The sequence below is a fragment of the Amycolatopsis magusensis genome (assembly GCF_017875555.1).
GTDB lineage: Bacteria > Actinomycetota > Actinomycetes > Mycobacteriales > Pseudonocardiaceae > Amycolatopsis > Amycolatopsis magusensis.
Window position 1 is genome coordinate 360462 of record NZ_JAGGMS010000001.1, and the last position, 26690, is coordinate 387151.

The 26690-nt window shown below is 70.6% G+C and carries 25 protein-coding genes; 4 read left to right on the top strand and 21 right to left on the bottom strand.

Annotated features, from left to right (window positions below; all coding sequences use genetic code 11):
• Window position 1 precedes the first annotated feature (1 nt).
• The 12 genes from JOM49_RS01640 to JOM49_RS01695 all read right to left on the bottom strand — a co-directional run bounded on the left by JOM49_RS01640 (window position 2) and on the right by JOM49_RS01695 (window position 12228).
• Complete coding sequence (locus JOM49_RS01640) at window positions 2–1000, bottom strand: ABC transporter ATP-binding protein (protein ID WP_209662453.1); 999 nt, start codon at window positions 998–1000, stop codon at window positions 2–4.
• Window positions 1001–1082: 82 nt separating this feature from the next.
• The gene (locus JOM49_RS01645) at window positions 1083–2066 is read right to left on the bottom strand and encodes an ABC transporter ATP-binding protein (protein ID WP_209662454.1); all 984 of its coding nucleotides are present in this window, start codon (window positions 2064–2066) and stop codon (window positions 1083–1085) included.
• Between the two features lie 6 nt (window positions 2067–2072).
• Window positions 2073–2978, bottom strand: a complete 906-nt coding sequence (locus JOM49_RS01650) for an ABC transporter permease (protein WP_209662456.1) — start codon at window positions 2976–2978, stop codon at window positions 2073–2075.
• Window positions 2971–3897: an ABC transporter permease gene (locus tag JOM49_RS01655; RefSeq protein ID WP_209662458.1), complete on the bottom strand. Its 927-nt coding sequence runs from the start codon at window positions 3895–3897 to the stop codon at window positions 2971–2973. Before JOM49_RS01655 ends, JOM49_RS01650 begins: the two co-directional genes overlap by 8 nt.
• A 1-nt stretch (window position 3898) precedes the next feature.
• Window positions 3899–5539 carry a peptide ABC transporter substrate-binding protein gene (locus tag JOM49_RS01660; protein WP_245369208.1) on the bottom strand — a complete coding sequence of 547 codons (1641 nt, stop codon included), beginning with the start codon at window positions 5537–5539 and terminating at the stop codon, window positions 3899–3901.
• 146 nt (window positions 5540–5685) lie between these two features.
• A complete protein-coding gene (locus tag JOM49_RS01665; RefSeq protein ID WP_209662459.1) occupies window positions 5686–6639 on the bottom strand; it encodes a Ppx/GppA phosphatase family protein in 954 nt (317 codons plus the stop codon).
• Window positions 6640–6753: 114 nt separating this feature from the next.
• Window positions 6754–7896, bottom strand: coding sequence for a lytic transglycosylase domain-containing protein (locus JOM49_RS01670; protein WP_209662461.1), 1143 nt, complete (start codon window positions 7894–7896; stop codon window positions 6754–6756).
• Window positions 7897–8166: 270 nt separating this feature from the next.
• Window positions 8167–9267 carry a lytic transglycosylase domain-containing protein gene (locus JOM49_RS01675; RefSeq protein WP_308158622.1) on the bottom strand — a complete coding sequence of 367 codons (1101 nt, stop codon included), beginning with the start codon at window positions 9265–9267 and terminating at the stop codon, window positions 8167–8169.
• 64 nt (window positions 9268–9331) lie between these two features.
• On the bottom strand, window positions 9332–9856 hold the full coding sequence (locus JOM49_RS01680; protein WP_209662466.1) for a DUF501 domain-containing protein: 525 nt from the start codon (window positions 9854–9856) through the stop codon (window positions 9332–9334).
• A gap of 14 nt (window positions 9857–9870) precedes the next feature.
• Window positions 9871–10392, bottom strand: a complete 522-nt coding sequence (locus JOM49_RS01685; protein ID WP_209662467.1) for an FtsB family cell division protein — start codon at window positions 10390–10392, stop codon at window positions 9871–9873.
• Window positions 10393–10398: 6 nt separating this feature from the next.
• Window positions 10399–11685: a phosphopyruvate hydratase gene (eno, locus tag JOM49_RS01690; RefSeq protein ID WP_209662470.1), complete on the bottom strand. Its 1287-nt coding sequence runs from the start codon at window positions 11683–11685 to the stop codon at window positions 10399–10401.
• 81 nt (window positions 11686–11766) lie between these two features.
• The gene (locus JOM49_RS01695) at window positions 11767–12228 is read right to left on the bottom strand and encodes a VOC family protein (protein ID WP_209662472.1); all 462 of its coding nucleotides are present in this window, start codon (window positions 12226–12228) and stop codon (window positions 11767–11769) included.
• Window positions 12229–12346: 118 nt separating this feature from the next.
• Between JOM49_RS01695 and JOM49_RS01700 the strand changes: the two genes are divergently transcribed.
• Window positions 12347–12745 (top strand): tetratricopeptide repeat protein, encoded by a 399-nt coding sequence (locus JOM49_RS01700; protein WP_209662474.1) that lies wholly within the window; start codon window positions 12347–12349, stop codon window positions 12743–12745.
• Here JOM49_RS01700 and JOM49_RS01705 read toward each other — a convergent pair.
• Window positions 12742–13314, bottom strand: a complete 573-nt coding sequence (locus JOM49_RS01705) for a helix-turn-helix domain-containing protein (RefSeq protein ID WP_209662476.1) — start codon at window positions 13312–13314, stop codon at window positions 12742–12744. The two genes, JOM49_RS01700 and JOM49_RS01705, sit on opposite strands and share 4 nt — an antisense overlap.
• Window positions 13315–13381: 67 nt before the next feature.
• Between JOM49_RS01705 and JOM49_RS01710 the strand changes: the two genes are divergently transcribed.
• Window positions 13382–14266: an NAD(P)/FAD-dependent oxidoreductase gene (locus tag JOM49_RS01710; RefSeq protein WP_245369209.1), complete on the top strand. Its 885-nt coding sequence runs from the start codon at window positions 13382–13384 to the stop codon at window positions 14264–14266.
• Window positions 14263–14853 (top strand): class I SAM-dependent methyltransferase, encoded by a 591-nt coding sequence (locus tag JOM49_RS01715; RefSeq protein WP_209662479.1) that lies wholly within the window; start codon window positions 14263–14265, stop codon window positions 14851–14853. The genes JOM49_RS01710 and JOM49_RS01715 overlap by 4 nt, the downstream gene beginning before the upstream one ends.
• Here the strand turns inward: JOM49_RS01715 and JOM49_RS01720 are convergent.
• The 5 genes from JOM49_RS01720 to mfd form a co-directional block, all read right to left on the bottom strand.
• Window positions 14850–15440 carry a class I SAM-dependent methyltransferase gene (locus tag JOM49_RS01720; RefSeq protein WP_209662480.1) on the bottom strand — a complete coding sequence of 197 codons (591 nt, stop codon included), beginning with the start codon at window positions 15438–15440 and terminating at the stop codon, window positions 14850–14852. The genes JOM49_RS01715 and JOM49_RS01720 overlap by 4 nt on opposite strands.
• Window positions 15441–15451: 11 nt before the next feature.
• Entirely contained in the window at window positions 15452–16219 is a 768-nt protein-coding gene (locus tag JOM49_RS01725; RefSeq protein WP_245369210.1) for a lysozyme family protein, read from the bottom strand.
• Between the two features lie 716 nt (window positions 16220–16935).
• Entirely contained in the window at window positions 16936–17877 is a 942-nt protein-coding gene (locus JOM49_RS01730; RefSeq protein WP_209662481.1) for a nucleoside triphosphate pyrophosphohydrolase, read from the bottom strand.
• On the bottom strand, window positions 17874–18836 hold the full coding sequence (locus tag JOM49_RS01735; protein ID WP_209662482.1) for a hypothetical protein: 963 nt from the start codon (window positions 18834–18836) through the stop codon (window positions 17874–17876). Before JOM49_RS01735 ends, JOM49_RS01730 begins: the two co-directional genes overlap by 4 nt.
• 51 nt (window positions 18837–18887) lie before the next feature.
• The gene (gene mfd / locus JOM49_RS01740) at window positions 18888–22445 is read right to left on the bottom strand and encodes a transcription-repair coupling factor (protein ID WP_209670671.1); all 3558 of its coding nucleotides are present in this window, start codon (window positions 22443–22445) and stop codon (window positions 18888–18890) included.
• Window positions 22446–22565: 120 nt separating this feature from the next.
• Between mfd and JOM49_RS01745 the strand changes: the two genes are divergently transcribed.
• Window positions 22566–23789 carry a PQQ-dependent sugar dehydrogenase gene (locus JOM49_RS01745; RefSeq protein ID WP_209662483.1) on the top strand — a complete coding sequence of 408 codons (1224 nt, stop codon included), beginning with the start codon at window positions 22566–22568 and terminating at the stop codon, window positions 23787–23789.
• A gap of 276 nt (window positions 23790–24065) precedes the next feature.
• On the opposite strand, the gene JOM49_RS01750 is transcribed toward JOM49_RS01745, so the two are convergent.
• From JOM49_RS01750 to JOM49_RS01760, 3 genes are all read right to left on the bottom strand, one after another.
• The gene (locus JOM49_RS01750; protein ID WP_209662484.1) at window positions 24066–24791 is read right to left on the bottom strand and encodes an SDR family NAD(P)-dependent oxidoreductase; all 726 of its coding nucleotides are present in this window, start codon (window positions 24789–24791) and stop codon (window positions 24066–24068) included.
• Between the two features lie 79 nt (window positions 24792–24870).
• Entirely contained in the window at window positions 24871–25464 is a 594-nt protein-coding gene (locus tag JOM49_RS01755) for a TetR/AcrR family transcriptional regulator (protein WP_209670673.1), read from the bottom strand.
• A gap of 104 nt (window positions 25465–25568) precedes the next feature.
• The gene (locus tag JOM49_RS01760; protein ID WP_209662485.1) at window positions 25569–26531 is read right to left on the bottom strand and encodes an acyl-CoA desaturase; all 963 of its coding nucleotides are present in this window, start codon (window positions 26529–26531) and stop codon (window positions 25569–25571) included.
• Between the last annotated feature and the right edge of the window lie 159 nt (window positions 26532–26690).

Below are 26690 nucleotides of genomic sequence, written 5' to 3' on the forward strand. Positions count from 1 at the left end.
GTTAGGGAACGACGTGCCGTTCTTCGGCGAAATGGCAGGCACTGGAATGCCCGCCCGCGCGGAGTTCGAGCGCCGGTTCCTCGGTGGCGCAGCGGTCCTGGGCCTTCCAGCAGCGTGTCCGGAATGGACAGCCGGACGGCGGGTCCACCGGGCTCGGCACGTCGCCCTCGAGGCGGATCACCTGGCGGTGACCGCGCAGTGACGGGTCCGCCACCGGAACGGCGGACAACAGCGCCTGCGTGTACGGGTGGGACGGCCGGTTGTAGATGTCGTCCTCGGTGCCGATCTCGACGATCTTGCCGAGGTACATCACCGCGACGCGGGTGGAGAGGTGGCGGACCACGGAAAGGTCGTGCGCGATGAACACATAGGACAATCCGAATTCGGCGCGCAACTCCTCCAGCAGGTTCAGCACCTGGGCCTGGATGGAGACGTCGAGCGCGGAAACGGGTTCGTCGCAGATGAGCACCTTGGGCCGCAGGGCGAGCGCCCTGGCGATGCCGATGCGCTGGCGCTGGCCGCCGGAGAACTGGTGCGGGTAGCGGTTGAGGTGCTCGGGATTGAGCCCGACGACGTCCAGCAGTTCGCGCACCTTCCGCGCCCGGTCGGCCTTGGGGGCCACCTCGGGGTGGATCTCGAACGGCTCGCCGACGATGTCGCCGACGGTCATCCGCGGGTTGAGCGAGGTGTACGGATCCTGGAGCACGATCTGGATGTTGCGGCGCAGGCGGCGGAGTTCGGTGCCCCGCATGGCGAAGATGTCGCGGCCCTCGAAGTAGGCCTTGCCCGCCGTGGGTTCCTCGAGCCGGAGGAGCACCTGGGCCAGAGTGGACTTGCCGCACCCGGACTCGCCGACGATGCCCAGCGTCTCGCCTGGCGCGAGGTCGAAGGAAACCCCGTTGACGGCCTTCACCTGCCCGACGGTCCGCTTGAACACGACGCCGGTGCGCACCGGGAAGTACTTGACCAGGTTGGTCACGCGGAGGATCGGTTCAGTCATGACGCTTCACCGCCTTCCGGGGTGCGGCCCGCACGCCGGGTGGCGAGCCCATCTTCGCCGCGCTGTCGCGGGTGGGTGGCGGTCAGTCACCTTGGAGTACCTCGGTGGCGAAGTGGCAGGCGCTGAACCGACCAGGGGCGGGTTCGTGGTGGGGTGGGCGGGTGGTGGAGCAGAGGGCTTCGGCGCGGGGGCAGCGTGGGTGGAAGGGGCAGCCCGGCGGGATGTCCAGCAGGCTCGGCGGCAGGCCGGTGATGGTCGTCAGGCTCTGCCCCTTCTGGTCCAGGCGGGGCAGGGAGTTCATCAGGGCCGCGGTGTAGGGGTGCGCGGGGGATCGGAACAAGGTATGGACGTCGGATTGTTCAACAATCCTACCGGCGTACATTACGGCGATCCGATCGGCGACTTCGGCGACAACCCCCAGATCGTGCGTGATCAACACAAGGCCCATCCGGCGTTCCGCCTGGATTTCCGCCAGGAGGTCCATGATCTGCGCCTGCACCGTCACGTCCAGCGCCGTGGTCGGCTCGTCGGCGATCAGCAGTTCCGGGTCCAGCGCCAGCGCCATCGCGATCATCGCCCGCTGCCGCATCCCGCCCGAGAACTGGTGCGGGTACTCCCGCACCCGCGAAGCGGCGTTCGGGATGTGCACCAGGTCCAGCAGCTCCACCGCCCGCGCCCGCGCCGCCCGCCGGCTCATGCCCTGGCGCAGCCGCAACTGCTCCTCGATCTGGAACCCCACGGTGAACACCGGGTTCAGCGCGGAAAGCGCGTCCTGGAAGATCATCGCGATGCCGCCACCGCGGACCTCGCGCTGCCGCCGGGCGCTCGCGGTCAGCAGGTCCTCGCCGTGGAACCGGATCGCCCCACCGGTGATCACCGCGGGCGGCCGGTCCAGGATCCCCAGCACCGTCTGCGCGGTCACGCTCTTGCCCGAACCCGATTCGCCGAGCACGGCCAGGGTCTCCCCCGCGTCCACGTGGTAGCTGACGCCGTTCAGCACGCTCGCCACCCCGTCCGGGGTGCGGAACTCCACGCGCAGGTCGTCGATCTCCAGCAGTCTGTCCATTGTGGATCACCGCGCCCGCGGGTCGAGGGCTTCGCGCACCGCGTCGCCGAGCATGACGAAGGCCAGCACGGTGGTGACCAGGAAACCGGCCGGGAACAACAGCAGGTGCGGGGCCGCGCGCACGTACGTCCGCGCGTCGTTGATCATCACACCCCACGAGACCACCGGCGGCCGAAGCCCGATGCCCAGGTAGGACAGCGTCGCCTCCACGCCGATGAACGCGCCCAGCGCGATGGTCGCGTAGACCAGCACCGGCGCCAGGCAGTTCGGCAGCAGGTGCCGGAAGATGATCCGCGTGCCGCTCGCACCCAGCGCCCGCGCCGCCTTCACGTAGTCCTGCTGCTTCGCGGTGATCGCCGCCGACCGCATGATCCGCAGTGAGACCGGCCACGACAGCAACGCGATGGACAGCACCACCTGCACCACGATCCGCACCGCACCGGCGTCGCCGGCCGAGTTCAGCGTGGTCAGGATGACGATCGCGCCGAGCACGAACGGCAGCCCGAAGAACACGTCCGCGATCCGCGAGATCACCGTGTCGAGCCAGCCGCCGTAGTACCCGGCCAGGATGCCGAAGATCCCGCCCAGCAGCACCACGCCCAGCGTCGCCAGCACACCGACCACAATGGACGCCCGGGCGCCGTGGATGACGCGGGCGTAGATGTCGTAGCCCTGGTTGTCGTAGCCGAACCAGGCCTGCGCGGACGGCGGTTGCCGCTGGCGCTGCAGGTCGCCGAGGTTCGGGTCGGCCGAGGTGAACAGCGACGGGAACACCGCCATCACCACGATCACCAGGATGATCGACGACGAGATCCAGAACATCGGCCGTCGCCGCAGGTCGCGCCACGCGTCGCCGAACAGGCCACGGGGTCGCGCGGACACCCCGGTCGCCGCGGTCGCCGGGTCAGTCATAGCGGATCCTCGGGTCGAGCACGCCGTAGAGCAGGTCCACGAGCAGGTTCATCAGCAGGTAGACCAGCACCAGCAGGACCACCAGCCCGGTCACCGTCGCGCCCTCCTTGGACTGGATGGACTTGAAGATCAGCCCGCCGATGCCGGGGATGTTGAAGATGCCCTCGGTGACGATCGCGCCGCCCATGAACGCGCCGAGGTCGGTGCCGAGGAAGGTGATCACCGGCAGCGCCGCGTTGCGCAGCATGTGCACGCCGACCACGCGCGACTGCGGCAGCCCCTTCGCCACCGCGGTCCGCACGTAGTCCGCGCGCCGGGTTTCCGCGATGCTCGCCCTGGTCAGCCGGGCCACGTACGCCATCGACAGGCTGGCCAGCACGAACCCGGGCACGATCAGCTCCCCGAACCCGGCCTTCGACGAAACGGTGGGGTTGATGATCCCCCACTCCAGCCCGAGCAGCAGTTGCAGCACGTACCCGGTGACGAAGACCGGGATGGAGATCAGGAACAGCGTGGACACCAGCACCAGGCTGTCCAGGAACCCGCGCCGCCGCAGGCCGGTGACCACGCCGGCGGTGATGCCGATGACCGCCTCGATCAGCAGCGCCACCACCGCCAGCCGGACCGTCACCGGGTACGAGTTGGCGATCAGCTCGCTCACCGGCACCCCGGAGAAGGTCTCGCCGAAGTCGCCCTGCAACAGGTTCCACAGGTACTTCCCGTACTGCACGAAGATCGTGTCGTCCAGGTTGTACTTCTCGTTCATCGCCGCGACGAACGCGTCGGGGCAGTCCCGTTCGCCGCACTTGCCCGCGAACGGGTCCCCGGGCAGCGCCCACACCAGCAGGTAGATGCCGAAGGTGGTGCCGAAAAACACCGGCACCATCTGCAGCAGCCTCCGCAGTACATACCGGCCCAATTCAGGCCACTTCGACGCTGGTCAGGTCCAGCTTCCGGAAGGCGCTCAACTTCGCCGAGGAGAGCCGGTCGGACTTCCCGCCGATGGTGTTCTGCGTCCACAGTGGAACGAATGGCAGGTCGTTCAGGATCAGCTTCTCGGCTTCGAGGTAGAGCTTGATGCCTTCCTCCTCCGAGGCCGCGGTGTCCGCGGCGGCGAGCTTCGCGTCCACCTCGGGGTTCGAGTACTCACCGTCGTTCGACGAGGCGCCGGTCTTGTAGATCGGGTTGAGGAAGTTCTCGATCGACGGGTAGTCGGCGACCCAGCCGGCGCGGTACATGTCGGTCATCTCGCGGGCGTTGATCTTCCCGCGGAACTCGCCGAGGCTGGTGGCCGGTTCGAAGACGCACTCGATGCCGAGCGTGTTCTTGATGCTGTTCGCCGCCGCGGTGGCCCATTCGCTGTGCCCGCCGTCGGTGTTGCTGATGATCTTCAGCGGGCCGGTGAACCCGGACCTCGCCAGGTGCTCGCGGGCCTTCTCCGGGTTGAACGTGCACAGCTCGCCGCACTGGCCCTTCTGGTAACCCTTGATCAGCGGGTGCACCAGGCCGTCGGCGGGCTGGCGGCTGCCCTCGTAGATCCGGGTGGTGATCTCCTCGCGGTTGATCGCCATCGAGATCGCCTTGCGCAGGTCCGGGTTCTGGTACTTCTCCTGGTACAGCGGGAAGGACAGCGTCTGGTTCATCAGCGACTCGCCCTCGACCACGCGGTCGCCGAGGTCGGTCTTGTGCTGCTGCCCGGCGAGCGCGTTCGGCGGCAGCTCCTCGATGAAGTCCAGCTGGTTGCCGACCAGGTCGGGGTAGGCGGCCTCCCGGCTCTGGTAGACCCGGAAGGTCAGGTCCTTGAACTTCGGCTTGTCCATGCCGGTGTACTCGTCGAACCTGGTCAGCTTCACCTCGGTGCCGACCTGCCGCGAGACGAACTTGAACGGGCCGTTGCCGATCGGCTTGGCCTCGAAGGCGGCCTTGTCGGCGAAGAACGAGTCCGGCAGCGGCGCGAAGACCTCGTAGCCGAGCTTGACCTTGAACACCGGCGACGAGCTCTTCAGCGTCACCTCGAAGGTGTGGTCGTCGACCACCCGGAGCCCGGACATCTTGTCCGTGGCGGGCGCCGGGGCCTGCTGCGGGCCGCTCTTGCCGTCCGGGTCGGCCGGGTTCACCTCGTCGTAGCCCTGGATGTCGGAGAAGAACGGCGCGCCCTGGGTGGCGTTGGGGCCGTAGGCGGTCCAGTTCCAGGCGTCGACGAAGTTCTTCGCCAGCACGTCGGTGCCGTCGTGGAACTTCCAGCCCGGCTTCAGCTTGACGGTGTAGACCTTCGAGCCGACGTCGGTGATCGAGTCGGCGGCCGCGTTCTTCACCTCGGTGGTCTGCGGGTCGTAGTCGATCAGGCCGGTGAACATCGCGGCCATCACCTGGCTGCCGCCGAACTCGGTGGTGTTCCCCGGCACCAGCGGGTTCTCCGGTTCGGTGTTGAACACCGAGATGGCGCCCCCGGTGTCACCGGTGCCGGGTGCGTCGTCGCCACCGCCCCCGCACGAGCTCAGCACCATGGCCGTCGTCATCGCGAGCACTGCCGGCCGCATCGTCCGCATTCGCGCCTTCATGAAGGGGCACGCTAGCCGGGCGAGTGAGCCAGACCACAGACGCAAATCATTGCGAAAGAATCACGATGATCCACATTACTCCGTCAGCCCCACACCGACGGAGCAACGTGAACCCGCCGAATGCCGCAAACGCTTCACCGCACTTGTCACACCAGCGACAACGCGATCCCGTCGAGGATGTCGTGCTCGCTGACCACCAGCTCCGCCGGGCCGCCGCGCTCGGCGAACTGCTCGGCCAGCGCCCGCACGATCACCGCGCCCCCGCCGATCACGTCGACCCGGCCCGGGTGGATCACCGGGTTCGCCGCGCGGGCCGCGTGGTCCACGCTGAGCAGGTCGTCGGTGAGCCGGTCGATGTCCGCGCGGGACAGCTTCGACAGGTGCACGCGCTCGTTGTCGTACTGCGGCAGCTCCTGCGCCACCGCGGACAGCGTGGTGACCGTGCCCGCGACGCCGATCCAGGTGTTCGCCCGCGAGACGTCGACCACCTCGAACGCCTCGTTGAGCACCTCGGTGGCCAGCTTGTGCGCCGCGGTGACCTCGTCGGCGGACGGCGGGTCGGACTTCAGCGTGCGCTCGGTGATCCGCACGCAGCCGATGTCCACCGAACGCGCGGCGAGCACGTCGGCGCGCTTGCCGTCCCAGGTGCCCAGCACCAGCTCGGTCGAGCCGCCGCCGACGTCGACCACCAGGAACGGGCCGTCGTCGGGGTCCTGCTCGCCGACCGCGCCGGTGAACGACAGGCGGGCTTCCTCGTCGCCGGTGATGACCTCGGCCTCGGTGCCCAGCACCTCGCGGGTCATGGTGAAGAACTCGTCGCGGTTGCTCGCGTCGCGGGTGGCCGAGGTGGCGACCATGCGCACCTTCTCGACGCCCTTGCGGCGCGCGGCGATGGTGTAGTCGGCCAGCGCGGCGCGGGTGCGCTCCAGCGCTTCCGGGGCGAGCCTGCCGGTGGCGTCCACCCCCTGCCCGAGCCGGACGACGCGCATCTCGCGGTGCAGGTCGCGCAGGTCGAACGTGCCGTCATGGCGTTCGGTCAGCTCGGCGACGAGCAGGCGGATGGAGTTGGTCCCACAGTCGATCGCGGCAACACGAGGCATGCGGTCCACCCTAACGACGACTGCCCACCAGCCCGCGTGGGCTGGTGGGCAGTCGCCTCCTGCCGCCCGCCACCACCCTCAACGGAGCTGCGCGCGGCCTGTTCTTCGGTGCTACTAGGGAGTCGTCGGCGCCTCGGAGGAGGTGTCCTCGCACAGCGGCGGCTCACCCTCGGCCGGCGGTTCCGGCGTGGTGCCCGGTTCGGGCGTCACGCAGTCCGGCGGCGGGGTGGTCTCCGGCGGCGTGGTCGTCTCCGGCGGGGTGCTCGACGGCGGGTTCGTCGACGACGGCGGGTTCGAGGAACTCGGCGGGTTCGTCGTGCTCGGGATCGACGACGAGGGCGGGTTCGACGAGCTCGGCGGGTTCGAGGTCGACGGCGGTGCGCTCGGGTCGCTCGACGGCGGCACCGACGGCAGCGGCACCTCGCCCGGTGCGCCACCACCCGAGGGGGCCTGCGGAGCCGCGAGGATCGGGCCCTGGTGGTCCGTCGTCGGGTGCACGCCACCGGCGTAGGCCTCGGCCCAGCTCAGCACCGTGCGCACGTACGAGTCGGAGTGGTTGTAGCGGAAGACCGCGGTGGCGCGCTGCTGCGGGTCGGCGGTGTTCAGCCCGCCCGAGCAGAGGTAGCGCCCGGCGCCGAGGGTGGCGTCGTAGATGTTGTTCGGGTTGCGGTCGCCGTCCCCGTTGCCGTCGGAGGCGTAGCCCTGCCAGGTCGACGGGATGAACTGCATCGGGCCGACCGCGCGGTCCCACACCGTGTCGCCGTCGTAGGCGCCGCCGTCGGTGTCGCTGATCGCGGCGACCGGACCGGCCCCGTTCAGCACCGGGCCGAGGATCGGCGCACGGGTGTAGCCGGCGACGTCGACGTTGCCGCCGCGTGCGTGGCCCGACTCGATGCGCCCGATGCTGGCCAGCAGCGACCAGTGCATGTTGCAGCCGGGCTGGGTGGCGGCGAGGTGGTCGGCGGCCCGCGTGTAGGCCTTCAGCGCGGACCCCGGGATGCCCAGCGGACCCGACGGCAGCCCGGCGTTGCCGTTCAGCGCGTCCGGGTTGCCCGCGTCGGCGAGCAGCTGCTGGCCGATGGAGTCACCGTTGGGCAGGCTGCCGTTCACGCTGACCGGGTTGCCCTGCGCGTCCACCGGCTGGCCCTGCGCGTCGAGATAACGGCTGGGACTGGCGTCGCCGAGCAGGGTGAACCCGCCGATGCCACTGCCGGGCACCATGAGCGGCAACGCCAGCAGGGGCGCACCCCATGCCATCGCCCGTGTCCGCCGTCTTGACCTGGTCTGTCCGGCGCGTGCCCCGCGCCTCTGCCACACCCGCACCCGTATGACCTCCACGTCGCGTCGCGCCGTTACCGCACTAGGTAGCTCAGCATGCCGGATGTGAAGTGGGCGAAAACACCGGCAACGCACAAAAGCCCGCGGCCCTGTCAGATTTCCACAACCACCGGGTTTCTGTTCATCGGAAGGCAACAAAGAGCGGCCGAATGGCCTAGTTCTTTCGTTGTACAGAACGCGGGCGGGTCCTCAGGGCGCCGGTGACCCCGAGTCGGCGTCCGGCTCGGAGGACGGCGGTGTACTCGGTTCACACGGCGGCAGCGAGGAGGAAGGCGGCGGCGTGGTCGACGAAGGCGGCGTCGACGAGCTCGGCGGAACCGATTCACAGGTGGGCGGCGGCTCGCTTTGCGACGGCGGCAGCGACGGCCCCGGCTCCCCGGGACCCGGCGGGTTCGACGGCGTACCGGGGTCCACGGGCGCGGGCGGCGGGGTGACCGGGGCGGGCGCGGGTTCGGTGACCGGGTTCGCCGGCCCCACCGGCACGTCGCTGTCCGGCAGCGGGGTCACGCCGGTGCGGTAGGCCTGCGCCCAGGTGAGCACCGTGGTCACGTAGCTGTCGGAGTTGTTGTAGCGGAAGACCGCGGTGCGCAACTGCTCCGGGTTCGCCAGGTCCAGACCACCGGAACAGAGGTAACGACCAGAGCCGAGCGTGGCGTCGTAGATGTTGTTCGGGTTGGTCTCGCCGTCGGCGTTGCCGTCCGAGGCGTAGCCCTGCCAGGTCGACGGGATGAACTGGGTGGGGCCGACCGCGCGGTCCCACACGGTGTCGCCGTCGTAGCGGCCGCCGTCGGTGTCGCGGATCGCGGCCACCGGGCCGACACCGTCGAGCACCGGGCCCAGGATCGGTTCGAGCGTGTTGCCCTTCGCGTCGAGGTAACCGCCGCGTGCGTGGTTCGACTCGATCCGGCCGATGCTGGCGATCAGCGCCCAGTCGATGTGGCAGGCGGGCTGCTCGGAGCCGAGGATGTTCGCCGCGTTCTGGTAGGCGCGCAGGGCACCGCCGGGGATGCCGAGCGGGCCGGGCGGCGGCACGTCGGCGAGCAGCGCTTCGGGATCGGGCGGCTGCGGCAGGCTGCCGTCCACACCGACCACGGCGGACCCGGGCTCGCCACCACCGGGCGGCGGCGCGAGCTGGTTGGCCACCTTGACCCAGCTCTCGGTCCCGCCGGTCAGCGCGAAGGTGGGTGCCACGGCGAGCGTGCCGCCGAGCACCACGAGCGCCGTCCGAGAGCGCAGGCCGAATTCCCTGGACTTTTCCCCGACCGCACCGGAGACCCCGAACAACCGCACGCCGAGAACGCCTTTCCCGAGAGAGTCCTACCCGGTGGGCATATCTCCGGCACCCCGTGGAACGTTACTGTCCTTTTGCGACAGACGCGCAGTCGCCCGAGGGCCAGCCTTCGGCTTGCAACAACGCCAAAGTCTCGTCACCGAAGGGATTCACGCCCGGTCCGCAGGCCAGCGTGTGCGCCAGGTGGACGTGCAGGCACTTGACCCGGCCCGGCATCCCGCCCGCGGTGACTTCGTGGCCCAGCGGTTCGATCGCGTCGCGCTGCGCCAGGTAGGACCGGTGCGCCCGCAGGTAGGCCGCGGCCAGTTCCTCGTCGGTGGCCAGGCGCTCGGTCATTTCCTTCATCAGCCCGGACGCTTCCAGCCGCCCGACCATCGACGACAGGCGCGGGCAGGTCAGGTAGTACAGCGTCGGGAACGGCGTGCCGTTCTCCAGTTTCGGACTGGTCTGCACCACCGAGGGATGCCCGCTCGGGCAGCGCGCGGCCACGGCACGCAGGGCGCGGGGCGGGCGGCCCAGCTGTTCCGCGATCACCGCCTCGTCCTGCGCGGTGACGGGTTCGAACCGGGGGGTTTCGGTGCTGCTCACGGCGCTCAGCGTAGCTACCCGGTCGCCTGGTCCCACAGGCGCTCGTACCACGGCCCGGTCGGCGGCGGTGCCTGCTCGTCGGGCGGCTGGTTCGGCGCGGCCTGCTTGTCCTCGGGCAGCTGCACCATGTACGGGGTCTCCCCCGGCATCACGTACCGCAGCCGGCGGCGGGCCTCGGCCTGCACCTGCGCCGGGTCGGCCAGTTCGGCCTTGCGGGCTTCGAGCTGCGCGACTTCCTCACGCAGCTTTTCGCGCTGCTGCTGTTGCTCGGAGACCTCCGAGCGCTGGGTGAGGTAGGTGCGCAGCGGCACGGCGATGGTGAACGCGAGCGCGCACACCACGATCGCCACGACCGCCGCGCGGCGGGTGTTCGACAGCCCGAGCACGCGGGCGGCGCCGGAAGCGCGTTTCGCGCTCCAGCCCCGCCGCAACCGGGCTCGCCTGCCTTCCCGGTGCACGCGCTCCGGCCGGCGGGCGTAGGACTTCCTCGCCCGCCCGCCGGTGCGCTCCCGGCTTCTCCCGCCGCGCTCGGCCATGGTGGATCAGGACTCCGGGGTGAACCTCGGGAAGGCCAGGTCGCCGGCGTACCTGGCCGCGTCGGCCAGCGTCTCCTCGATGCGGAGCAGCTGGTTGTACTTGGCGATGCGCTCACCGCGAGCCGGCGCGCCGGTCTTGATCTGGCCGACGCCGGTGGCGACCGCCAGGTCCGCGATGAAGGTGTCCTCGGTCTCGCCGGAGCGGTGGCTCATCATCGACTTGTAGCCGTAGGAAGTGGCCAGTGACACCGCGTCCAGCGTCTCGGACAGCGTGCCGATCTGGTTGACCTTCACCAGCAGCGCGTTCGCCGCGCGGCGGGTGATGCCGTCCTCGAGGCGGTCCGGGTTGGTGACGAACAGGTCGTCGCCGACCAGCTGCACCCGCTCGCCGAGCTCGGCGGTCATCCGCACCCAGCCGTCCCAGTCGTCCTCGCCCAGCGGGTCCTCGATGGACACCAGCGGGTAGGCGTCGACCAGCTCGGTGTAGTAGCCGATGAGCTGCTCGGCGCTCTTCTTCGCGCCTTCGAAGGCGTACGCGCCGTCGTGGTGGAACTCGGTGGCGGCCACGTCGAGCGCGAGCGCGATGTCGCGGCCCGGGGTGTAGCCCGCCTTCTCGATGGCGGTGAGGATCAGGTCGAGCGCCTCGCGGTTGTTCTTCAGGCTGGGCGCGAACCCGCCCTCGTCACCGAGGCCGGTGGCCAGGCCGCGGCCCTTGAGCACCGACTTGAGCGAGTGGTAGACCTCGGTGCCCCAGCGCAGGGCCTCGCGGAAGGTCTCCGCGCCGATCGGCGCGATCATGAACTCCTGGATGTCCACATCGGTGTCGGCGTGCGCGCCACCGTTGAGGATGTTCAGCATCGGCACCGGCAGCACGTGCGCGTTCGGCCCGCCGAGGTAGCGGAACAGCTCCAGCTCGGCCGAGTCCGCGGCGGCCTTGGCGACCGCGAGGGAGACGCCGAGGATGGCGTTGGCGCCCAGGCGCGACTTGTCCGGCGTGCCGTCCAGGTCCACCAGCTTCTGGTCGACGATGCGCTGGTCGACCGCGTCCACGCCGGCCAGGTCCGGGCCGATCTCGTCGAGCACCGCGGCGACCGCGCGCTCCACGCCCTTGCCGCCGTAGCGGGCGGTGTCACCGTCACGCAGTTCGACGGCTTCGTACTCACCGGTCGACGCACCCGACGGGACCGCGGCCCGCGCCAGCGTGCCGTCGTCGAGAGCCACCTCCACCTCGACCGTCGGGTTGCCGCGCGAATCCAGAATCTCGCGCGCGCCTACCTGTTCGATTACCGCCACGCCTTGCTCCTCGTCCGGTTGTCCCAGCCACGACGCCGCCCAGCGTAGCCGTTGACGAGGGTCACCCGTTGGAGGCTCACGTCACCCGTTGCGGATGACCTGCCAGCCCGCCGGCAGCTCGACCTGGTCGGACACCTGCTGCCAGAAGGTCCAGCTGTTGCCGCCGACGTCGGGCACGGTGAACACCCGCGCGCCGTAGGGCTGGTCCTGCGGCGGGGCGAGGTCGGCGTCCTCACCGAGCGCCGCGCAGACGCGGGCGTACTGCTCGTCCACATCGGCCACGTAGACGATGTTGAGCTGCCCGACCGGGCCGTCGACCCCCTTGGACTCCCAGTAGTCGGAGCCGGCGCCGGCGAGCTGCACCTCGGCCGTGCCCGCCTGGAGGGTGGCCTGGAAGACCACACCGGACGAATCGACGTACCGGACCTTCTCGGTGAAGCCGAACACCCTGACCAGCCAGTCCAGCGCTTCGGTGGCGTCGGTGTAGTAGAGGTACGGCGCCAGCCCGAGGTAGCGCGTTCCCCCTTCGTGCTCTTCGCTCATGACGGGTTAGTCCACCATGTGAACTTCCGCGGTGGGCCGCACCCCCTCCGGCGCGCCGGGTTGATCACCGGCTCGGCCGTCGCGCGGGCCCGCGCTCGCGGGTACCGTCGAAGGGACCATGGTTGCTCAGGAACAGGACCCGGCGGAGGATCGGTTCGCGGCGTTCCGCAAGGCGGAGGACCTGGTCAGCGCGCGTCGGCCGCTCGAAGCGCTGAAGCTGCTCCAGCCGGTGCTCGAGGCCGAACCGGACAAGCCGAGCGTGCAGTTGCTCGCCGGACGCGCCTACTTCCTTTCCGCGCAGCTGCGCCGGGCCGAGGCCGCCCTGCGCCGGGTGCTGGAGCTGGACCCCACCGACCACTACGCGCGGTTCGTGCTCGGGCGCACGCTGCAGCGGATGGACCGGCTGGCCGAGGCGCTCGGGCAGATGCGCATGGCGAACGCGATGTACCCGGTGCCCGACTACCAGGACGGCGTGTCCGAGCTGACCGCGCGCATCGCGTTGCGAGGCAACGACTAGCCTTTGCCGGCTTTGGCGCGGAGGTGGGCTCGCTCACCCTGCTTGCCGAACAGCGAGAGCACCTCCACCGGGTAGTCGTCGGCAGCGCCGAACCAGTGCGGCACCCGCGTGTCGAACTCGGCCGCCTCGCCCGGCCCGAGGACCATGTCGCGGTCGCCGAGGACCAGGCGCAACCGGCCGTCGAGCACGTACATCCACTCGTAGCCCTCGTGCACCTTGAGGTCGACCTCCCCGCGCGGCGGCACGACCAGCTTGTACGCCTGCGGCTGACCGGGGCGCTTGCTCAGCGCCATCGTGGTCATGCCGTTGGTCTCCTTGGCCTCGATGCGCACGCGCGGATCACCGACCGCGGGCGCGCCGACCAGGTCGTCGAGCGGCACCTGGTAGGCGCGGGCCAGCTGCAGCAGCAGTTCCAGGGTGGCCCGGCGCTGCCCGGACTCCAGCCGCGAGAGCGTGCTCTGCGAGATGCCGGTGGACTCGGCGAGCGCGCCGAGCGTCATCCGCCGCTCGCGCCGCAGCGCCTTCAGCCGGGGGCCGACACCGCTGAGCACCTGCTCGATCTCGGACATGAGGGCCATTTTGCCAGATCGGCAAAGAACTTTGCCAATTCGCCGGGAGGCCCGGATGCTCGGGGACATGAGCGACTACGACGTGATCATCATCGGCGGTGGGCCGGCCGGACTGAACGCGGCCCAGGTGCTGGCGAGGGCGCGCCGGCGGGTGGCCGTGATCGACGGCGGCAACCCGCGCAACGCCCCGGCCGAGGGCGTGCACGGGTTCGTCTCCAGGGACGGCACGCCACCCGGCGAACTGCTCGCCATCGGACGGTCCGAAGTGGAGGGTTACGGCGGCGAGGTGCTCGACGGGGTGGTGCGCGCGGTGCGTCACGACCGGACCGTCGAACTGGCCGACGGGCGGCTGCTCGGCGCCAAGCGCCTGCTGGTGACGACCGGGCTGACCGACGAGCTGCCCGACCTGCCCGGCGTCCGCGACCTGTGGGCGATCGATGTGCACCACTGCCCCTACTGCCACGGCTGGGAGGTGCGCGACCAGCGGATCGGCGTGCTCGGCACCTCGCCGAACTCGGCGCACCAGGCCGAGCTGCTCCGCGAATGGAGTGACGACGTGGTGTTCTTCAGCCACGAGAACCCGCCGGACGCCGACGCGCTGGCGCGGCTGAGCGCACGCGGCGTGAAGGTGATCACCGGCGCGGTTTCCCGCCTGAGCACCGAGGAACACCGGCTGCGCGGGGTGGAACTGGCCGACGGCACGGTGGTCGAGCGCGACACGGTGTTCGTCGCGCCGAAGTTCGTGCCGAAGGACCGGATCCTGGTGAACCTCGGCTGCGCGCACGGGAAGGACGGGCTGGTCGAGGTGGATTCCTTCGGTCGGACCAGCGTGAGCTGGGTGTGGGCCGCGGGCAACGTGGTCGACCTGCGGGCGCAGGTGATCACCGCCGCCGGTGACGGGGCGCGAGCCGCGATCGGCATCCACGCCGACCTGGTCGGAGCGGGCGAATGAGCGAGGCGGCGGAGTTCTGGGAGGACTTCTACAGCGAGCGCGAGGTGTGGTCGGGCAAGCCGAACTCGCTGCTGGTGCGGGAAGTCGCGGACCTGCGGCCGGGCACCGCACTGGACCTCGGCTGCGGCGAGGGCGGCGACGCCATCTGGCTGGCGTCGACGGGCTGGCGGGTCACCGCGGCCGACGTGTCGGAGACCGCGCTGAAGCGGGCCGCGGCGCACGCGGCCGAGGCCGGGGTCGCCGACCGGATCGACTGGCAGCGGCACGATTTCACACTGTCCTTTCCGGACGGTGAGTTCGATCTGGTGTCGGCCGCGTTCCTGCACTCGCCGGTGGCCGGGGACGGCGAACGCAACCGCATCCTGGGCCAGGCGGCGCAGGCGGCGGTCGCGCCGGGCGGCCTGCTGCTGATCATCGGGCACGCCGGTGAGCACCCGGAGCACGGGCCGCTGCCGACCACGGCGGAGGTGCTGGAGTCGCTGGCACTCGGCCCGCAGTGGCGGATCGAGGCGGACGAGGTGGTCTCGCAGCCGGAAAGCAAGGCGGGCACCCGTCTCGACAACCTGCTGCGGTTGCGGCGGTCCTAGGGCTTGCGGCCGTGGACCAGGAAGACGACGCGGCCGTCGGTCTCCCAGCGTCGCACGCGCACGTCGGCGAACCCGGCGGCCACCGCGGCGGCTTCGTCCACATCGGACGGTATGGGGAGATCGGCGGCCACGTGCCCGGCGATCGGGCCGGACGGGTTGAAGGTGCCCGCGAACGGCAGGGTGAACGCGACGCGGCCGCCCGGCTTGAGCACGCGCAGCCAGTCTTCGATGGCGGCCAGGCCGAGGAAGTGGAGCGAGGACGCGCAGAGCACGAGGTCCACATCGGACGCCGGGGCGGGCACGGCCGGGGCGACCAGCCACGAAATCCGGCCTTCGGGGTCGAACTCGGCCGCGCGCTCCTGGGCGCGGGTGATCATGCCGCCGGAGATGTCGAGCGCGGTGACGCTTTCCGGATCCAGCAGCCGCAGCGCGGCGAACGCGGCGGCACCGGTGCCGGTGGCCACGTCGAGCACGGTCTGCACGGGCGTGTTTCCCAGGCCGTCCACCAGTGCGGTGGCGACCCGGTCGTGGAAACCGTTCGCGTCGTAGGCGGGTGCTTGCTCGTCGAACAGGAATGCGGGCCCCATGGTCGTCGATCCTAGGGGGCGGGGATGGCGGCGGCGTAGGCATCGGCGCCGCTGAACACGTCCTGTCCGTATTCGACCGACTGGTTGTAGGTGAGCACGGCCTTCCACCAGCCGTCCGGGGTGCCCAGGTCGCCGCCGGAGGAGCAGAGGTAGCGGGCGGCGGTGAGGGCGGCGTCGTCGATGTTCTGGGGGTCGGGCAGGGCGCCGTCGCCTGCCGCGCGGGCGGCGTGGCGCTGCCAGGTCGCGGGGAGGAACTGCATGGGGCCGACGGCGCGGTCCCACTGCTGGTCGCCGTCGAGCTTGCCGTCGTCGGTGTCGGGGACGGCTTTCACGCCTTCGGACCCGTCGAGCGGGATGCCGATGATCGGTTTGCTCACCCGGCCGTCGGCGCCGACTTCGGCGCCCCCGAACCCGGCGTGCTGCGACTCGACGCGCCCGACGCCGGCGAGCATCGCCCACGAAATGCGGCAGCCGGGTTGCTGGGACCGCATCCACATCTCGGCCTTGCCGTAACCGGCCAGCACCCGCGGTGACACATTGGTCGCAGCGGCCACCTTCTGCGCCCAGGCGTCGAGTTCGGCCTGATCGGAGGCGTTGAGCCGATCCGGAGGCGCCGGCAACGCCTGCCGGGGCACCGCGACGCCCGGCTGGGGCCGCTGATCGGGCACCGGAAGGGGCGGGTTGTCGGGTTCGTCCCGTTGGCTGCGGGTCACGCCGATGGTGAGGACCAGCACCAGCCCGGCCACGATGAGGGTGGCCACCAGCGCCAGCCGCGTCATCAGCCGCCCAGGCCTCCGCCGCCGCGGTGACGGCGGCCCGGGCAACGTCTCCACAGGCGAAGGTTCGACCACCCGTTCAGGTTACGGCCAAACCCCCACCCCCGACCCCCCAAACCCAAACCCACGTCCAGGCACCCGAACCCCACCCTCAGGCACCCGAGTTACACACTCGAGGACCCGAGTGCCACCTTCAGGCATCCGAACCTCACGTTCGCGCGCCCGAGTCCCACACTCGCGCAGCCGAACCCCACGTCCAGGTAGCCGAACCCCACACTCGCGCAGCCGAGTCTCCCACTCAGGCGCCCGAATCCCGCGCTCGCGCACGCGAGTCCCACACTCGCGCAGCTGAGTCCGCGCTCGGGCAGCCGAGTCCCGCGGTTCCGCGACCGAGCCCCACAGTCAGCTCAGCCGCCTGCACACAGGACGCGAATGCCGAACTCGGACTCGCAAAAGTGGAACTCGGCTGCGGGAACGTGGAACTCAGGTGCCTGAACGTGGGACTCGGCTACCTGACCCGGCAGCCCGGCCCCCGGAGCCTGGCCACCCCAACTCGGCACCAGCACCCCAATGCGGAACTCGAGTGCCTGAGGGTCGAACTCGCGTGCCTGAACGTGGGGTTCGGCTTCGCGAACGTGGGGTTCGGGTGCCTGAACGTGGGGTTCGGGTTCCTGAGTGTGGGGTTGGGGTGCGAGAGTGTGGGTTCGGGGGGACGGGGGTTAGTGGGGCCAGTGGTGGCGCCACGTGGGGGGGTCTTGGGGGGTGACGCCGGCGGAGCGGGCGGAGGCTTCGGCGGTGCGGACGTCGGCGGCGAAGCGCTTCGCGACGGCTCGTAGCGCGCCTTCCGGGTCCACGCCGGCTCGGCGGGCGGAAGCCGCCAGGCGGAAGAGTTGTTCGGCGTCGGTGTCCCCGGCGGGGAAGAGGTCGGACGGTAGGCCCGCGCGGCCGGTGCGCTGGCCCAGTTTGCCCGCCAGCGCCACGGCCGGCTGCCCCAGCGCCACGCCGTCCACAATGGACTCCCGGCGCTTTTCGGTCTGCTTCAGCTCTTCCCACCGGACCTGCTGGTGCTCGGCCGTGTCGATCACCTCGTCGCCGCCGAACACGTGCGGGTGCCGCCCGACGAGTTTCGCCACCAGTTCGCCGGCGACGTCCTCGATGTCGAACGGGTCCTGCCCGTCTTCCGCCGCCACGCGGGCGTGGAAGAGCACCTGCAGCAACACGTCGCCCAGTTCCTCGCGCAGCGCCGCCCGGTCGCCGTCCTCGATGGCTTCCAGCAGTTCGTAGGTCTCCTCGACCAGGTACTGCCGGAGCGAGTCGTGCGTCTGCGCGGCGTCCCACGGGCACCCACCCGGCGAACGCAGTTTGTCCATCACCGCCACGGCTTCGACCACGGCGGGCACCGGCACCGAGACCAGCGCGGCCCCCGCGTCCAGCAGCGCCGCGGCACCCGGGTCGGTGCGATCCGCCGCGACCAGCACCACGGCACCGGTCGCGCGCAGCAGTTCCTCCGGCGCGGGCGCGGCCTTCGCGTCCAGCGCGACCCGCGTCACCTCGGGCAGGTCACCGGCCGCGTAGACGACATCGGCCGAGCGCAGTGCGGGCCACGCGGCGGCGGGCAGCACCGCGGGAAGTGCCGCAGGTGCCAGGACGACCGTGTTCATGGCCGCAATGGTTGCACGGCCTTCGCCGGGAACTGGTAGCCCGTCGCCTCGTCGGCGTTCGGCAGCACGGCCATGCTCGCCGCGTCCCACACGCCGTAACGCGGGTTGACCTTGATGCCGAGTTCTTCCGCGATCGGTTGCAGCAGCCGCTTGCCGAGCTGGTAGACGGCTTCCGAGTCCGGCGCGATCGGCGTCTGCGGCGCCGTGGACGTGGTCGTGCGGTCCTTCACCAGCGCGACGAACCAGCCCGCCTGCTGCTGGCTCGGCTGCACCACGACCACGGTGCCCGGCTTCGCGCCGAACAGCGCGCTGCCCGGCAACGCCTCGGCGCCACCCTGCTCGCCCTGCGTCGCGGCCACGTTCAGCGGCTGCTGCAGCACCCGCAGGTTCGACTCGCTGATCACCTCACCGGCCCGCGCGGGCTGGTCGGCGATCTTCTTGGCCAGCGTGAGCGCCTGGTCCTTCGCGGTGGAGCCGGGCGACTCCTCGGTGATCACCGTGCCGATCACGTCCACCGCCAGCGACGAGGCGTACTTCGCGCCCAGCTCCTGGGTCATCAGGAAGTCGGAGACGAACTCGGGCACGCGCTCGACCGAGGTGTTCACCCGCGGCGCGATGGCCGCGGCCCCGCCGCTGCGCTCGATGAGTTCGTTGACCTGGGCCGGGTCCGCGCGCAGGCCTTCGCGCTGCGCGGCCACGGCGAGCAGTTCGTGCAGGATCCGGCCGTCGACCACCACGCGGGCGTTCAGGTCGAGCTTGCGCTGCTGCTGCGCCTGCTGCGCGTCGGGCGAGTTCTCCAGCAGCCAGGTGATTTCCCGCTGCACCGACTCCAGTGGCACGGACCGGTCACCGACGATCGCGGCCGAGTCCACCTGGCTCGGCCCGGAGCCGCAGCCGGCGAGCAGAAGACCGGTGGTCAGGACGGCAAACAGCGCCCGCGGGCGACCCATGATCCGCATCACAGCGCCTACCCTCTCACATCCGTTCGCCGCTGGGGAACGACCGGTTCGTCAACCGACCGCGGCCGGTGCCTTCGTCAGCGATCGCAGCAGTTTGGTGCACCAGTCCAGCAGCGGTTCGTCGCGCAACTGGGGCGCGCCCATCCGGCCGCCCGCGGCGCCCTCGGTCGGCTTCGGCACCGACACCGTGTGCGTCACCGCCTTGTACATCGCCTTGGGGTACAAGCGCTTCAGCCGCACCAGCTGCGAATCGGCCAGCGGCAGCGGTGCGAAGCGGATGCTGTTGGCCTGCGTGGACACCTCGGTCACCCCGGACGCGCGGCAGGCGTGCCGGAACCGCGCCACCGCCAGCAGCCTGCCCACCGAGGCGGGCGGCTGGCCGTAGCGGTCGACCAGTTCCTCGCGCACCGCGTCCAGCGCGGCGCTGTCGGCCGCCGCGGCGATCTTGCGGTACGCCTCCAGGCGCAGCCGCTCGCCGGGCACGTAGTCGTGCGGGATGTGCGCGTCCACCGGCAGGTCGACCCGAACCTCGGCGGGTGCCTCGTCCTCCAGCGGCTCCGCGCCGGCACTGCGGCGGAACACGTCCACCGCCTCGCCGACCAACCGCACGTACAGGTCGAAGCCGACGCCCGCGATGTGCCCGGACTGCTCGGCGCCCAGGATGTTCCCGGCGCCGCGGATCTCCAGGTCCTTCATCGCGACCGCCATGCCCGCGCCGAGCTCGGTGTTCTGCGCGATGGTGGCCAGCCGGTCGTGCGCGGTCTCGGTCAGCGGCGCCTCGCCCGGGTACAGGAAGTAGGCGTACCCGCGCTCGCGCCCGCGGCCGACGCGGCCACGCAGCTGGTGCAGCTGCGCCAGGCCGAGCAGGTCACCGCGCTCGACGATCAGCGTGTTCGCGTTGGAGATGTCCAGCCCGGTCTCGACGATCGTCGTGCACACCAGCACGTCGAACTCGCGTGCCCAGAAACCCTCGATGAGGTGCTCGAGCTTGTCCTCGTTCATCTGCCCGTGCGCGACCGCGACCCGCGCGTCCGGCACCAGTTCGCGGATCCGCTTGGCGGCCTTCTCGATCGTCGAAACGCGGTTGTGCACGTAGAAGACCTGGCCGTCACGCAGCAGTTCACGGCGGATCGCAGCGCCGACCTGCTTGTCGTCGTACGCGCCGACGTAGGTCAGGATCGGGTGCCGGTCTTCGGGCGGGGTGAGGATGGTGGACATCTCGCGGATCCCGGCGAGCGACATCTCCAGCGTGCGCGGGATCGGGGTGGCCGACATGGTCAGCACGTCGACGTGCGTGCGCAGCGCCTTGATGTGCTCCTTGTGCTCGACGCCGAACCGCTGCTCCTCGTCCACGATCACCAGGCCGAGGTCCTTGTAGCGGACGCCGGTCTGCAGCAGGCGGTGCGTGCCGATGACGATGTCCACCTCGCCGGCGGCCAGTCCTTCGAGCGTCAGGTCCGAATCGGTCTTCGAGGTGAACCGCGACAGGCCCTTGATGGTCACCGGGAACGACTGCATGCGCTCGGCGAAGGTGCTCAGGTGCTGCTGCGCGAGCAGCGTGGTGGGCACCAGCACGGCCACCTGCTTGCCGTCCTGCACCGCCTTGAACGCCGCGCGCACGGCGATCTCGGTCTTGCCGTAGCCGACGTCACCGCAGATCACGCGGTCCATCGGGACACCGCGTTCCATGTCGGTCTTGACCTCGTCGATCGCGGCGAGCTGATCGTTGGTCTCGGTGAACGGGAAGGCGTCTTCCAGCTCGCTCTGCCACGGGGTGTCCGGCCCGAAGGCGTGCCCCGGCGCGGCCTGGCGGGCGGCGTAGAGCTGCACCAGCTCGGCGGCGATCTCCTTGACCGCCTTGCGCGCCTTGGCCTTGGTGTTCTTCCAGTCCGAGCCGCCGAGCTTGTTCAGCGTGGGCAGCTCACCGCCGACGTAGCGGGAGACCTCGTCGAGCTGGTCGGTCGGCACGAACAGCCGGTCGCCGGGGTGGCCGCGCTTGGAGGAGGCGTATTCGAGCAGCAGGTACTCGCGGGTGGCCCCGGCGACCGTGCGCTGCACCATCTCCACGAACCGGCCGATGCCGTGCTGGTCGTGCACCACGTAGTCGCCGGCCTTGAGCGCGATCGGGTCGACCGCGTTGCGCCGCCGCGACGGCATCTTGGTGTTGAGGTCCCTTGTGGACGATCCGGCGCCCGCGCCGCGGCCGGTCAGGTCCGCTTCGCTGAGCACCACCAGCGCCTGGCCGGGCAGCGCGAACCCGTCGGACAGCCCGCCGCAGGTGATCGTCGCGAGCCCGGTCTCCGGCGGCTCCTCCAGGCGCTCCACCTGCCGGGCGGGGACCTCGGCCGCGCCCAGTTGCTCGGCCACGCGGCTGGCCGTGCCGTGCCCGGCGACCACGATGACCGCGGCGCCGCCGGAAGCGGTGTGCGCGCGCAGGTCGGCGATCGCGCGCTCGAACTCACCGCGGTAGGCGGGCGCGGCCTCGACCGCGACGTGCACCACGTCCCGGCCCTCGGTGGTCAGCTGCGACAGCGTCCACCAGGGGCGTTTGGTGCTCTGCGCGTGCGCGGCCACCTCGGTGAGGTCGCGGTAGGCGGAGGCACCGAGGTCGATCGGTGCGGCGCCACCGCCGGCGGCCGTGGTCCAGGAGGCTTCGAGGAACTCCTGACCGGTGCGGACCAGGTCGTGTGCCCGCGCGCGGATCTTCTCCGGGTCGGCGAGCAGCACGTGGGTGCCGACCGGCATCGCGTCGGTGAGCAGCTCCAGCTCACCCGCGCACAGCACCGGGATGAGCGCTTCCATTCCCTCACAAGGGATTCCGTCCGCGAGCTTGGTGAGCATCTCGGCCAGCTGGGCGTCCGCGGCGTGGGTCTGCGCCAGCTCGGCCGCGCGGGCCTTGACGTCCGCGGTGAGCAGCAGCTCGCGGCACGGTGGCGCGACGACCGCGGTGATCTCGCCGGGCAGGGATCGCTGGTCCGACACCGCGAACGCGCGGATCTCGCTGACCTCGTCGCCCCAGAACTCGATGCGGTGCGGGTGCTCGGCCGTCGGCGGGAAGACGTCGAGGATGCCGCCGCGCACGGCGAACTCGCCGCGCTTCTCCACCATGTCGACGCGGGTGTAGGCCAGTTCGACCAGCCGTTCGAGCACGCCCTCGAACTCCTGCTCCTCGCCGACCCGCAGGTCGACCGGCGCGAGCGTGCCCAGGCCGGGGGCCATCGGCTGGATCAGGCTGCGCACGGTGGAGACCACCGCGCGCAGGCCGCCGTGGCCGGGCCCGTTGAGCCGGTGCAGCACCTCGAGGCGGCGGCCGACGGTGTCCGCGCGGGGCGAAAGGCGCTCGTGCGGCAGCGTTTCCCAGGACGGGAAGTCCGCGACGGCGTCCGGGCCGAGCATGGCCGAGAGCGCGGCCGTCAGCTCGTCGGCCTCGCGGCCGGTGGCCGTGACGGCGAGGACCGGGCGATCGGCGCCACCGGGCGCGGCGAGGGCGGCCGCGACCAGCTGCCGGGCCGCCGTCGGCCCCTGCAGTTCGAGGATCGGTGCCCCGGCGCGGTCCAGCACGGGGCGCAGCGCGGAGCCGGACAGGGTGGACTCCACAAGACCGGACAGAACGGCGTTGTTCACTGCAGAGTTCACCGCAGACTTCCCCTCACCTGGTGCGTCACGAACCAGCCTACGTGGAGCGACCGACACTTTCGCGGCCGGTCACCACGGTGCATGCTGGGGTCCATGCCCGCACGAAAAGCCGGAATCGCGATGATCGCCGCGCTGGTCACGCTCACCTCGGCCTGCAGCGACACACCCCCCGCGCCGGAGGCCGCCACGCCGTCCGCGCCCCCGTCCAACGCCGCGCCCGCCGGGAAGCCCGCGAGCCTCGCGCTGAAGGTCGAGGAGGTCGCCGGGGGTTTGACGCACGGCTGGGACATCGGTTTCCTGCCCGACGGCAAGGCGCTCATCACCCAGCGGCCGGGCAAGCTCGCGCTGGTTTCCGGGCTCCAGCCGGGGGCGACCACGACGGAGGTGAAGGCCGATTTCGCGGACCTCTTCGTCGAGCACGAGAGCGGTCTGCTCGGCCTGGTCATCCATCCGGATTTCGCCCAATCGCGCAGGTTCACCACCTGTCAGAACTACAAGCAGGGTGAGACGCCGACCGACGTCCGGCTGATCACCTGGACGCTGTCCGCCGACGGAACTTCCGCGCAGCGCGTGCAGACCCTGCTCACCGGCATGCCGGTGAACCCGAACGGCAGGCACAGCGGCTGCCGCCCGACGATCGCCGAGGACGGCGCGCTGCTCGTCGGTACCGGGGACGCGGCGGACGACCCTGGCGTGCCGCAGGACCGCACCAACCTCGGCGGCAAGGTGCTGCGGATCGACCTGCGGACCGGGGAAGGCCTGCCGGACAACCCGTTCGCGTCGTCGGCGAACGCGAACGAGCGGCGCGTGTACACCTACGGGCACCGCAACGTGCAGGGCGTGGCCGTGCGCACCGGGACCGGCCAGGTGTTCGTCTCCGAGCACGGGCCGACGAACTTCGACGAACTGAGCCTGGTCAAGGCGGGCGGCAACTACGGGTGGGACCCCTCGCAGGGCGGCACGGTCGACGAGTACGACGAAAGCGTGCCGATGACCGACCTGGAGCGCTTCCCGGACGCCGTGCCGCAGGCGTGGACCTCGGGCAAGACCACCGAGGCCCCCTCGGGCGCCGCTTTCCTGACCGGCCCGCAGTGGGGTGCACTGGACGGGCGGATGGTGCTGGCCGCGCTGCGGGGCCAGAAGCTGCTGGTCTTCACCATGGACGGCCCCGGCGCGGTCACGGACGTGTACCTGCCGCCGGAGTTCAACTCGGAGTTCGGCCGCCTGCGCGGCGTCCGCACCGGCCCGGACGGCGCCCTGTACGTGACCACCTCGACCGGGGACAACGACAAACTCCTGCGCGTCACCCTGGCCTGACACTCCCTCCCCCAGCGCCCAATGCTATGAGTGGGGCATTACTTGCATCCAACGCAAGTAATGCCCCACTCATAGCATTCGCCCCCCGCCGCCCCCCTACCAAACCGCCGCCCGGGCACCCGACAGGAGCACCCGCCCAGACCCCCCCACCCCACCCCGGTCCACAGCCAAAAACACGGCGAAGACCCCCATGTCAAGGCATCTTTCCCGCCTTGACATGGGGGTCTTCGCCGTAGTCACACTAAAAAACCGGGGCGGAAAACCGGGCCCCAAAAGCTACGAACTCAAATAAGCCCCACCATTCACATGCAACACCTGCCCCGTAATATGCCCAGCCCCCACCCCCGCCACGAACAACACCGCATCAGCGATCTCGTCCGGGTGCCCAGCACGCTTGTTGATCGCCGCCGACAGCCTGCTTTCCAGCCACTTCTCGTCCAGCGTGCCCTGGAAGAACTCGGTGTCCAGGGTGACGCCGGGCGCGACGATGTTCGCCGTGGCGCCCGAGGTGCCCAACTGTTTGGCGAGGTTGACGTTCCACGATTCCAGCGCCGCCTTGGCCGCGCCGTACGAACCCGAACCGGCCTTCGCCGCGATCGAGCCGATGGTCACCACCCGCGCCCGCTCGGCCAGCCGCGGCTGCAGCGCAGTGGTCACCAGCACGGTGGTCAGCACGTTGGCCTCGAAGTTCGCCCGCCAGGCGTCCGCGACCCCGGCCAGGTCGGTGGCTTTCTCGCGGATGCGGTCGGTGTTGCCGCCGGCGTTGTTCACCAGCACGTCGACGCGCTCGGGCAACTCGGCGAGCGCCCGCTCCACCGCGGCGGCGTCCGCGGCGTCGAAGGCCACGTACTTCGCGCCGAGCAGCGCGGCGGCCTCCGAGAGCACCTTCTCGCGGCGTCCGGTGATCGTGACGTTCTCGCCCGCCGCCGCGAACTTCGCGGCCACGGCGTACCCGATCCCGGTCCCGCCGCCGGTGACGACGATTTCCCTGCTCTGCACCATCGGTTCCCCTATTCGCAGTAAGCGCTTTCAATGGCGGCGGGAGACCGACGATACCGGAAATCCGTGAGCTTCGGACCCGCTAGCCCAGCCGCAGTTTCGGCTTGTGCTCCAGGTTGGAAAGCCCGTTCCAGGCGAGGTTGACCAGGTGCGCGGCCACCTCGTCGCGTTTGGGCTTGCGCGCGTCCAGCCACCACTGACCGGTCAGCGCGACCATGCCCACCAGCGACTGCGCGTACAGCGCGGCGAGCTTCTCGTCGTACCCGCGCGCGGCGAACTGCTGCCCCAGGATGTGCTCGACCTGGCTGGCGATGTCGTTGAGCAGCGTGGAGAACGTGCCGGTGGAACTGGCCACCGGGGAATCCCGCACCAGGATGCGGAACCCGTCGTGCGAATCCTCCACGTAGGACAGCAGCGCGACGGCGGCCTGCTCCAGCATCGCCCTCGGGTGCCCACCGTGCAAAGTGGACACCATGCGGTCGAGCAGCAGCTGGGTCTCGCGGTCCACGACCACCGCGTAGATGCCCTCTTTGCCACCGAAGTGCTCGTACACCACGGGTTTCGAGACGTTGGCGCGGTGCGCGATCTCCTCGACCGACGCGCCCTCGAACCCCTTTTCGGCGAACAGCGCCCGCGCCACGTCCAGCAGCTGCTGGCGGCGTTCGGCACCGGTCATCCGGACACGGGTCACCGGGGTGCCTGGACGCACCCCGGTGATCCCTTCACGCTTCCCCCGACGTTTGGCCGCCACCGGGGCACCCTACCGTCCGGGCCTGAATCTTATTTGCTTTCCGTCGAAAGCCGGGCCAGTCGCTGCGGCGTCGGCCAGCGCACGCTGTGCGCCCAGCCGAACTTCTCGAACAGCCAGATCACCCGCGCGGAGATGTCGATCTGACCGCGCTGCACGCCGTGCCTGGCCGAGGTCGGGTCGGCGTGGTGCAGGTTGTGCCACGACTCGCCGAAGGAGAAGATCGCCAGCGGCCAGAAGTTCGCCGACCGGTCGCGCGCGGCGAACGGACGCTCACCGATCATGTGGCAGATCGAGTTGACCGACCAGGTCACGTGGTGCAGCACGCAGACGCGCACCAGCCCGGCCCAGAAGAACGCGGTCACCGCGCCCCACAGCGACCAGGAGAGCAGCCCGCCGAGCAGCGCCGGGCCGAGCAGGCTGACCAGGGTCCACAGCCCGAACTGGCGGTTCACCCGCGCGATGGCCGGGTCGTTGACCAGGTCCGGGGCGAAGCGCTCGGCGTTGGTCTGGTCGCGCTCGAACAGCCAGCCCATGTGCGCGTGCCAGAAGCCCTTGGCCACCGCCAGCGGCGTGGTGCCGAAGGCCCACGGCGAGTGCGGGTCGCCGTCGCGGTCGGAGAAGGCGTGGTGGCGGCGGTGGTCGGCGACCCAGGTGATCACCGGGCCCTGCAGCGCCATGCTGCCGGCGATGGCCAGCGCCACCCGCAGCCACGGCTTCGCCTTGAACGAGCCGTGCGTGAAGTAGCGGTGGAACGAGACCGTGATACCCAGACCGCTGATGCAGTAGAAGAGCACGAAGAGCCCGACGTCCACCCAGCTCAGGCCCCACCCCCAGGCGAAGGGAACCGCGACCAGCAGCGCCAGCAGGGGTGCGATGACCCCGAGGTAGACCGAGAACTGGATGGGAAAGGACCGCTGACCGTCGATGACCGGTTTCGGGCCTTTGGCTGCTGGGGAATCTCCGGAGGCGGAACGGTCAAGGGTGGCCGTCATACACGTCACTTCTTCCTAGCGGTGGACCCCTCATCACCAAGGGTGTCCTTACCTACGATGCCGTAAGTTACGGTACCGGAAGTTGTGCCGCCTGGGGAGAGTCAAAAGGCGTGACGCCGGGCCCACCAGGCATGATCGCGCGCGAGGTCAACCCGTGTG

What these genes read in the sequence shown, in the direction of transcription:
- JOM49_RS01705 (WP_209662476.1), bottom strand. Translation starts at nt 13,314, where the DNA reads ATGTCCGAGATCGAGCAGGTGCTCAGCGGTGTCGGCCCCCGGCTGAAG.
- JOM49_RS01730 (WP_209662481.1), bottom strand. Translation starts at nt 17,877, where the DNA reads ATGAACACGGTCGTCCTGGCACCTGCGGCACTTCCCGCGGTGCTGCCC.
- JOM49_RS01755 (WP_209670673.1), bottom strand. Translation starts at nt 25,464, where the DNA reads ATGACCGGTGCCGAACGCCGCCAGCAGCTGCTGGACGTGGCGCGGGCG.
- JOM49_RS01750 (WP_209662484.1), bottom strand. Translation starts at nt 24,791, where the DNA reads ATGGTGCAGAGCAGGGAAATCGTCGTCACCGGCGGCGGGACCGGGATC.
- JOM49_RS01735 (WP_209662482.1), bottom strand. Translation starts at nt 18,836, where the DNA reads ATGCGGATCATGGGTCGCCCGCGGGCGCTGTTTGCCGTCCTGACCACC.
- JOM49_RS01700 (WP_209662474.1), top strand. Translation starts at nt 12,347, where the DNA reads ATGGTTGCTCAGGAACAGGACCCGGCGGAGGATCGGTTCGCGGCGTTC.
- JOM49_RS01720 (WP_209662480.1), bottom strand. Translation starts at nt 15,440, where the DNA reads ATGGGGCCCGCATTCCTGTTCGACGAGCAAGCACCCGCCTACGACGCG.
- JOM49_RS01660 (WP_245369208.1), bottom strand. Translation starts at nt 5,539, where the DNA reads ATGAAGGCGCGAATGCGGACGATGCGGCCGGCAGTGCTCGCGATGACG.
- JOM49_RS01670 (WP_209662461.1), bottom strand. Translation starts at nt 7,896, where the DNA reads ATGGCATGGGGTGCGCCCCTGCTGGCGTTGCCGCTCATGGTGCCCGGC.
- JOM49_RS01710 (WP_245369209.1), top strand. Translation starts at nt 13,382, where the DNA reads ATGAGCGACTACGACGTGATCATCATCGGCGGTGGGCCGGCCGGACTG.
- JOM49_RS01745 (WP_209662483.1), top strand. Translation starts at nt 22,566, where the DNA reads ATGCCCGCACGAAAAGCCGGAATCGCGATGATCGCCGCGCTGGTCACG.
- JOM49_RS01715 (WP_209662479.1), top strand. Translation starts at nt 14,263, where the DNA reads ATGAGCGAGGCGGCGGAGTTCTGGGAGGACTTCTACAGCGAGCGCGAG.
- JOM49_RS01640 (WP_209662453.1), bottom strand. Translation starts at nt 1,000, where the DNA reads ATGACTGAACCGATCCTCCGCGTGACCAACCTGGTCAAGTACTTCCCG.
- JOM49_RS01725 (WP_245369210.1), bottom strand. Translation starts at nt 16,219, where the DNA reads ATGACGCGGCTGGCGCTGGTGGCCACCCTCATCGTGGCCGGGCTGGTG.
- JOM49_RS01685 (WP_209662467.1), bottom strand. Translation starts at nt 10,392, where the DNA reads ATGGCCGAGCGCGGCGGGAGAAGCCGGGAGCGCACCGGCGGGCGGGCG.
- JOM49_RS01665 (WP_209662459.1), bottom strand. Translation starts at nt 6,639, where the DNA reads ATGCCTCGTGTTGCCGCGATCGACTGTGGGACCAACTCCATCCGCCTG.
- JOM49_RS01650 (WP_209662456.1), bottom strand. Translation starts at nt 2,978, where the DNA reads ATGACTGACCCGGCGACCGCGGCGACCGGGGTGTCCGCGCGACCCCGT.
- JOM49_RS01760 (WP_209662485.1), bottom strand. Translation starts at nt 26,531, where the DNA reads ATGACGGCCACCCTTGACCGTTCCGCCTCCGGAGATTCCCCAGCAGCC.
- JOM49_RS01695 (WP_209662472.1), bottom strand. Translation starts at nt 12,228, where the DNA reads ATGAGCGAAGAGCACGAAGGGGGAACGCGCTACCTCGGGCTGGCGCCG.
- JOM49_RS01645 (WP_209662454.1), bottom strand. Translation starts at nt 2,066, where the DNA reads ATGGACAGACTGCTGGAGATCGACGACCTGCGCGTGGAGTTCCGCACC.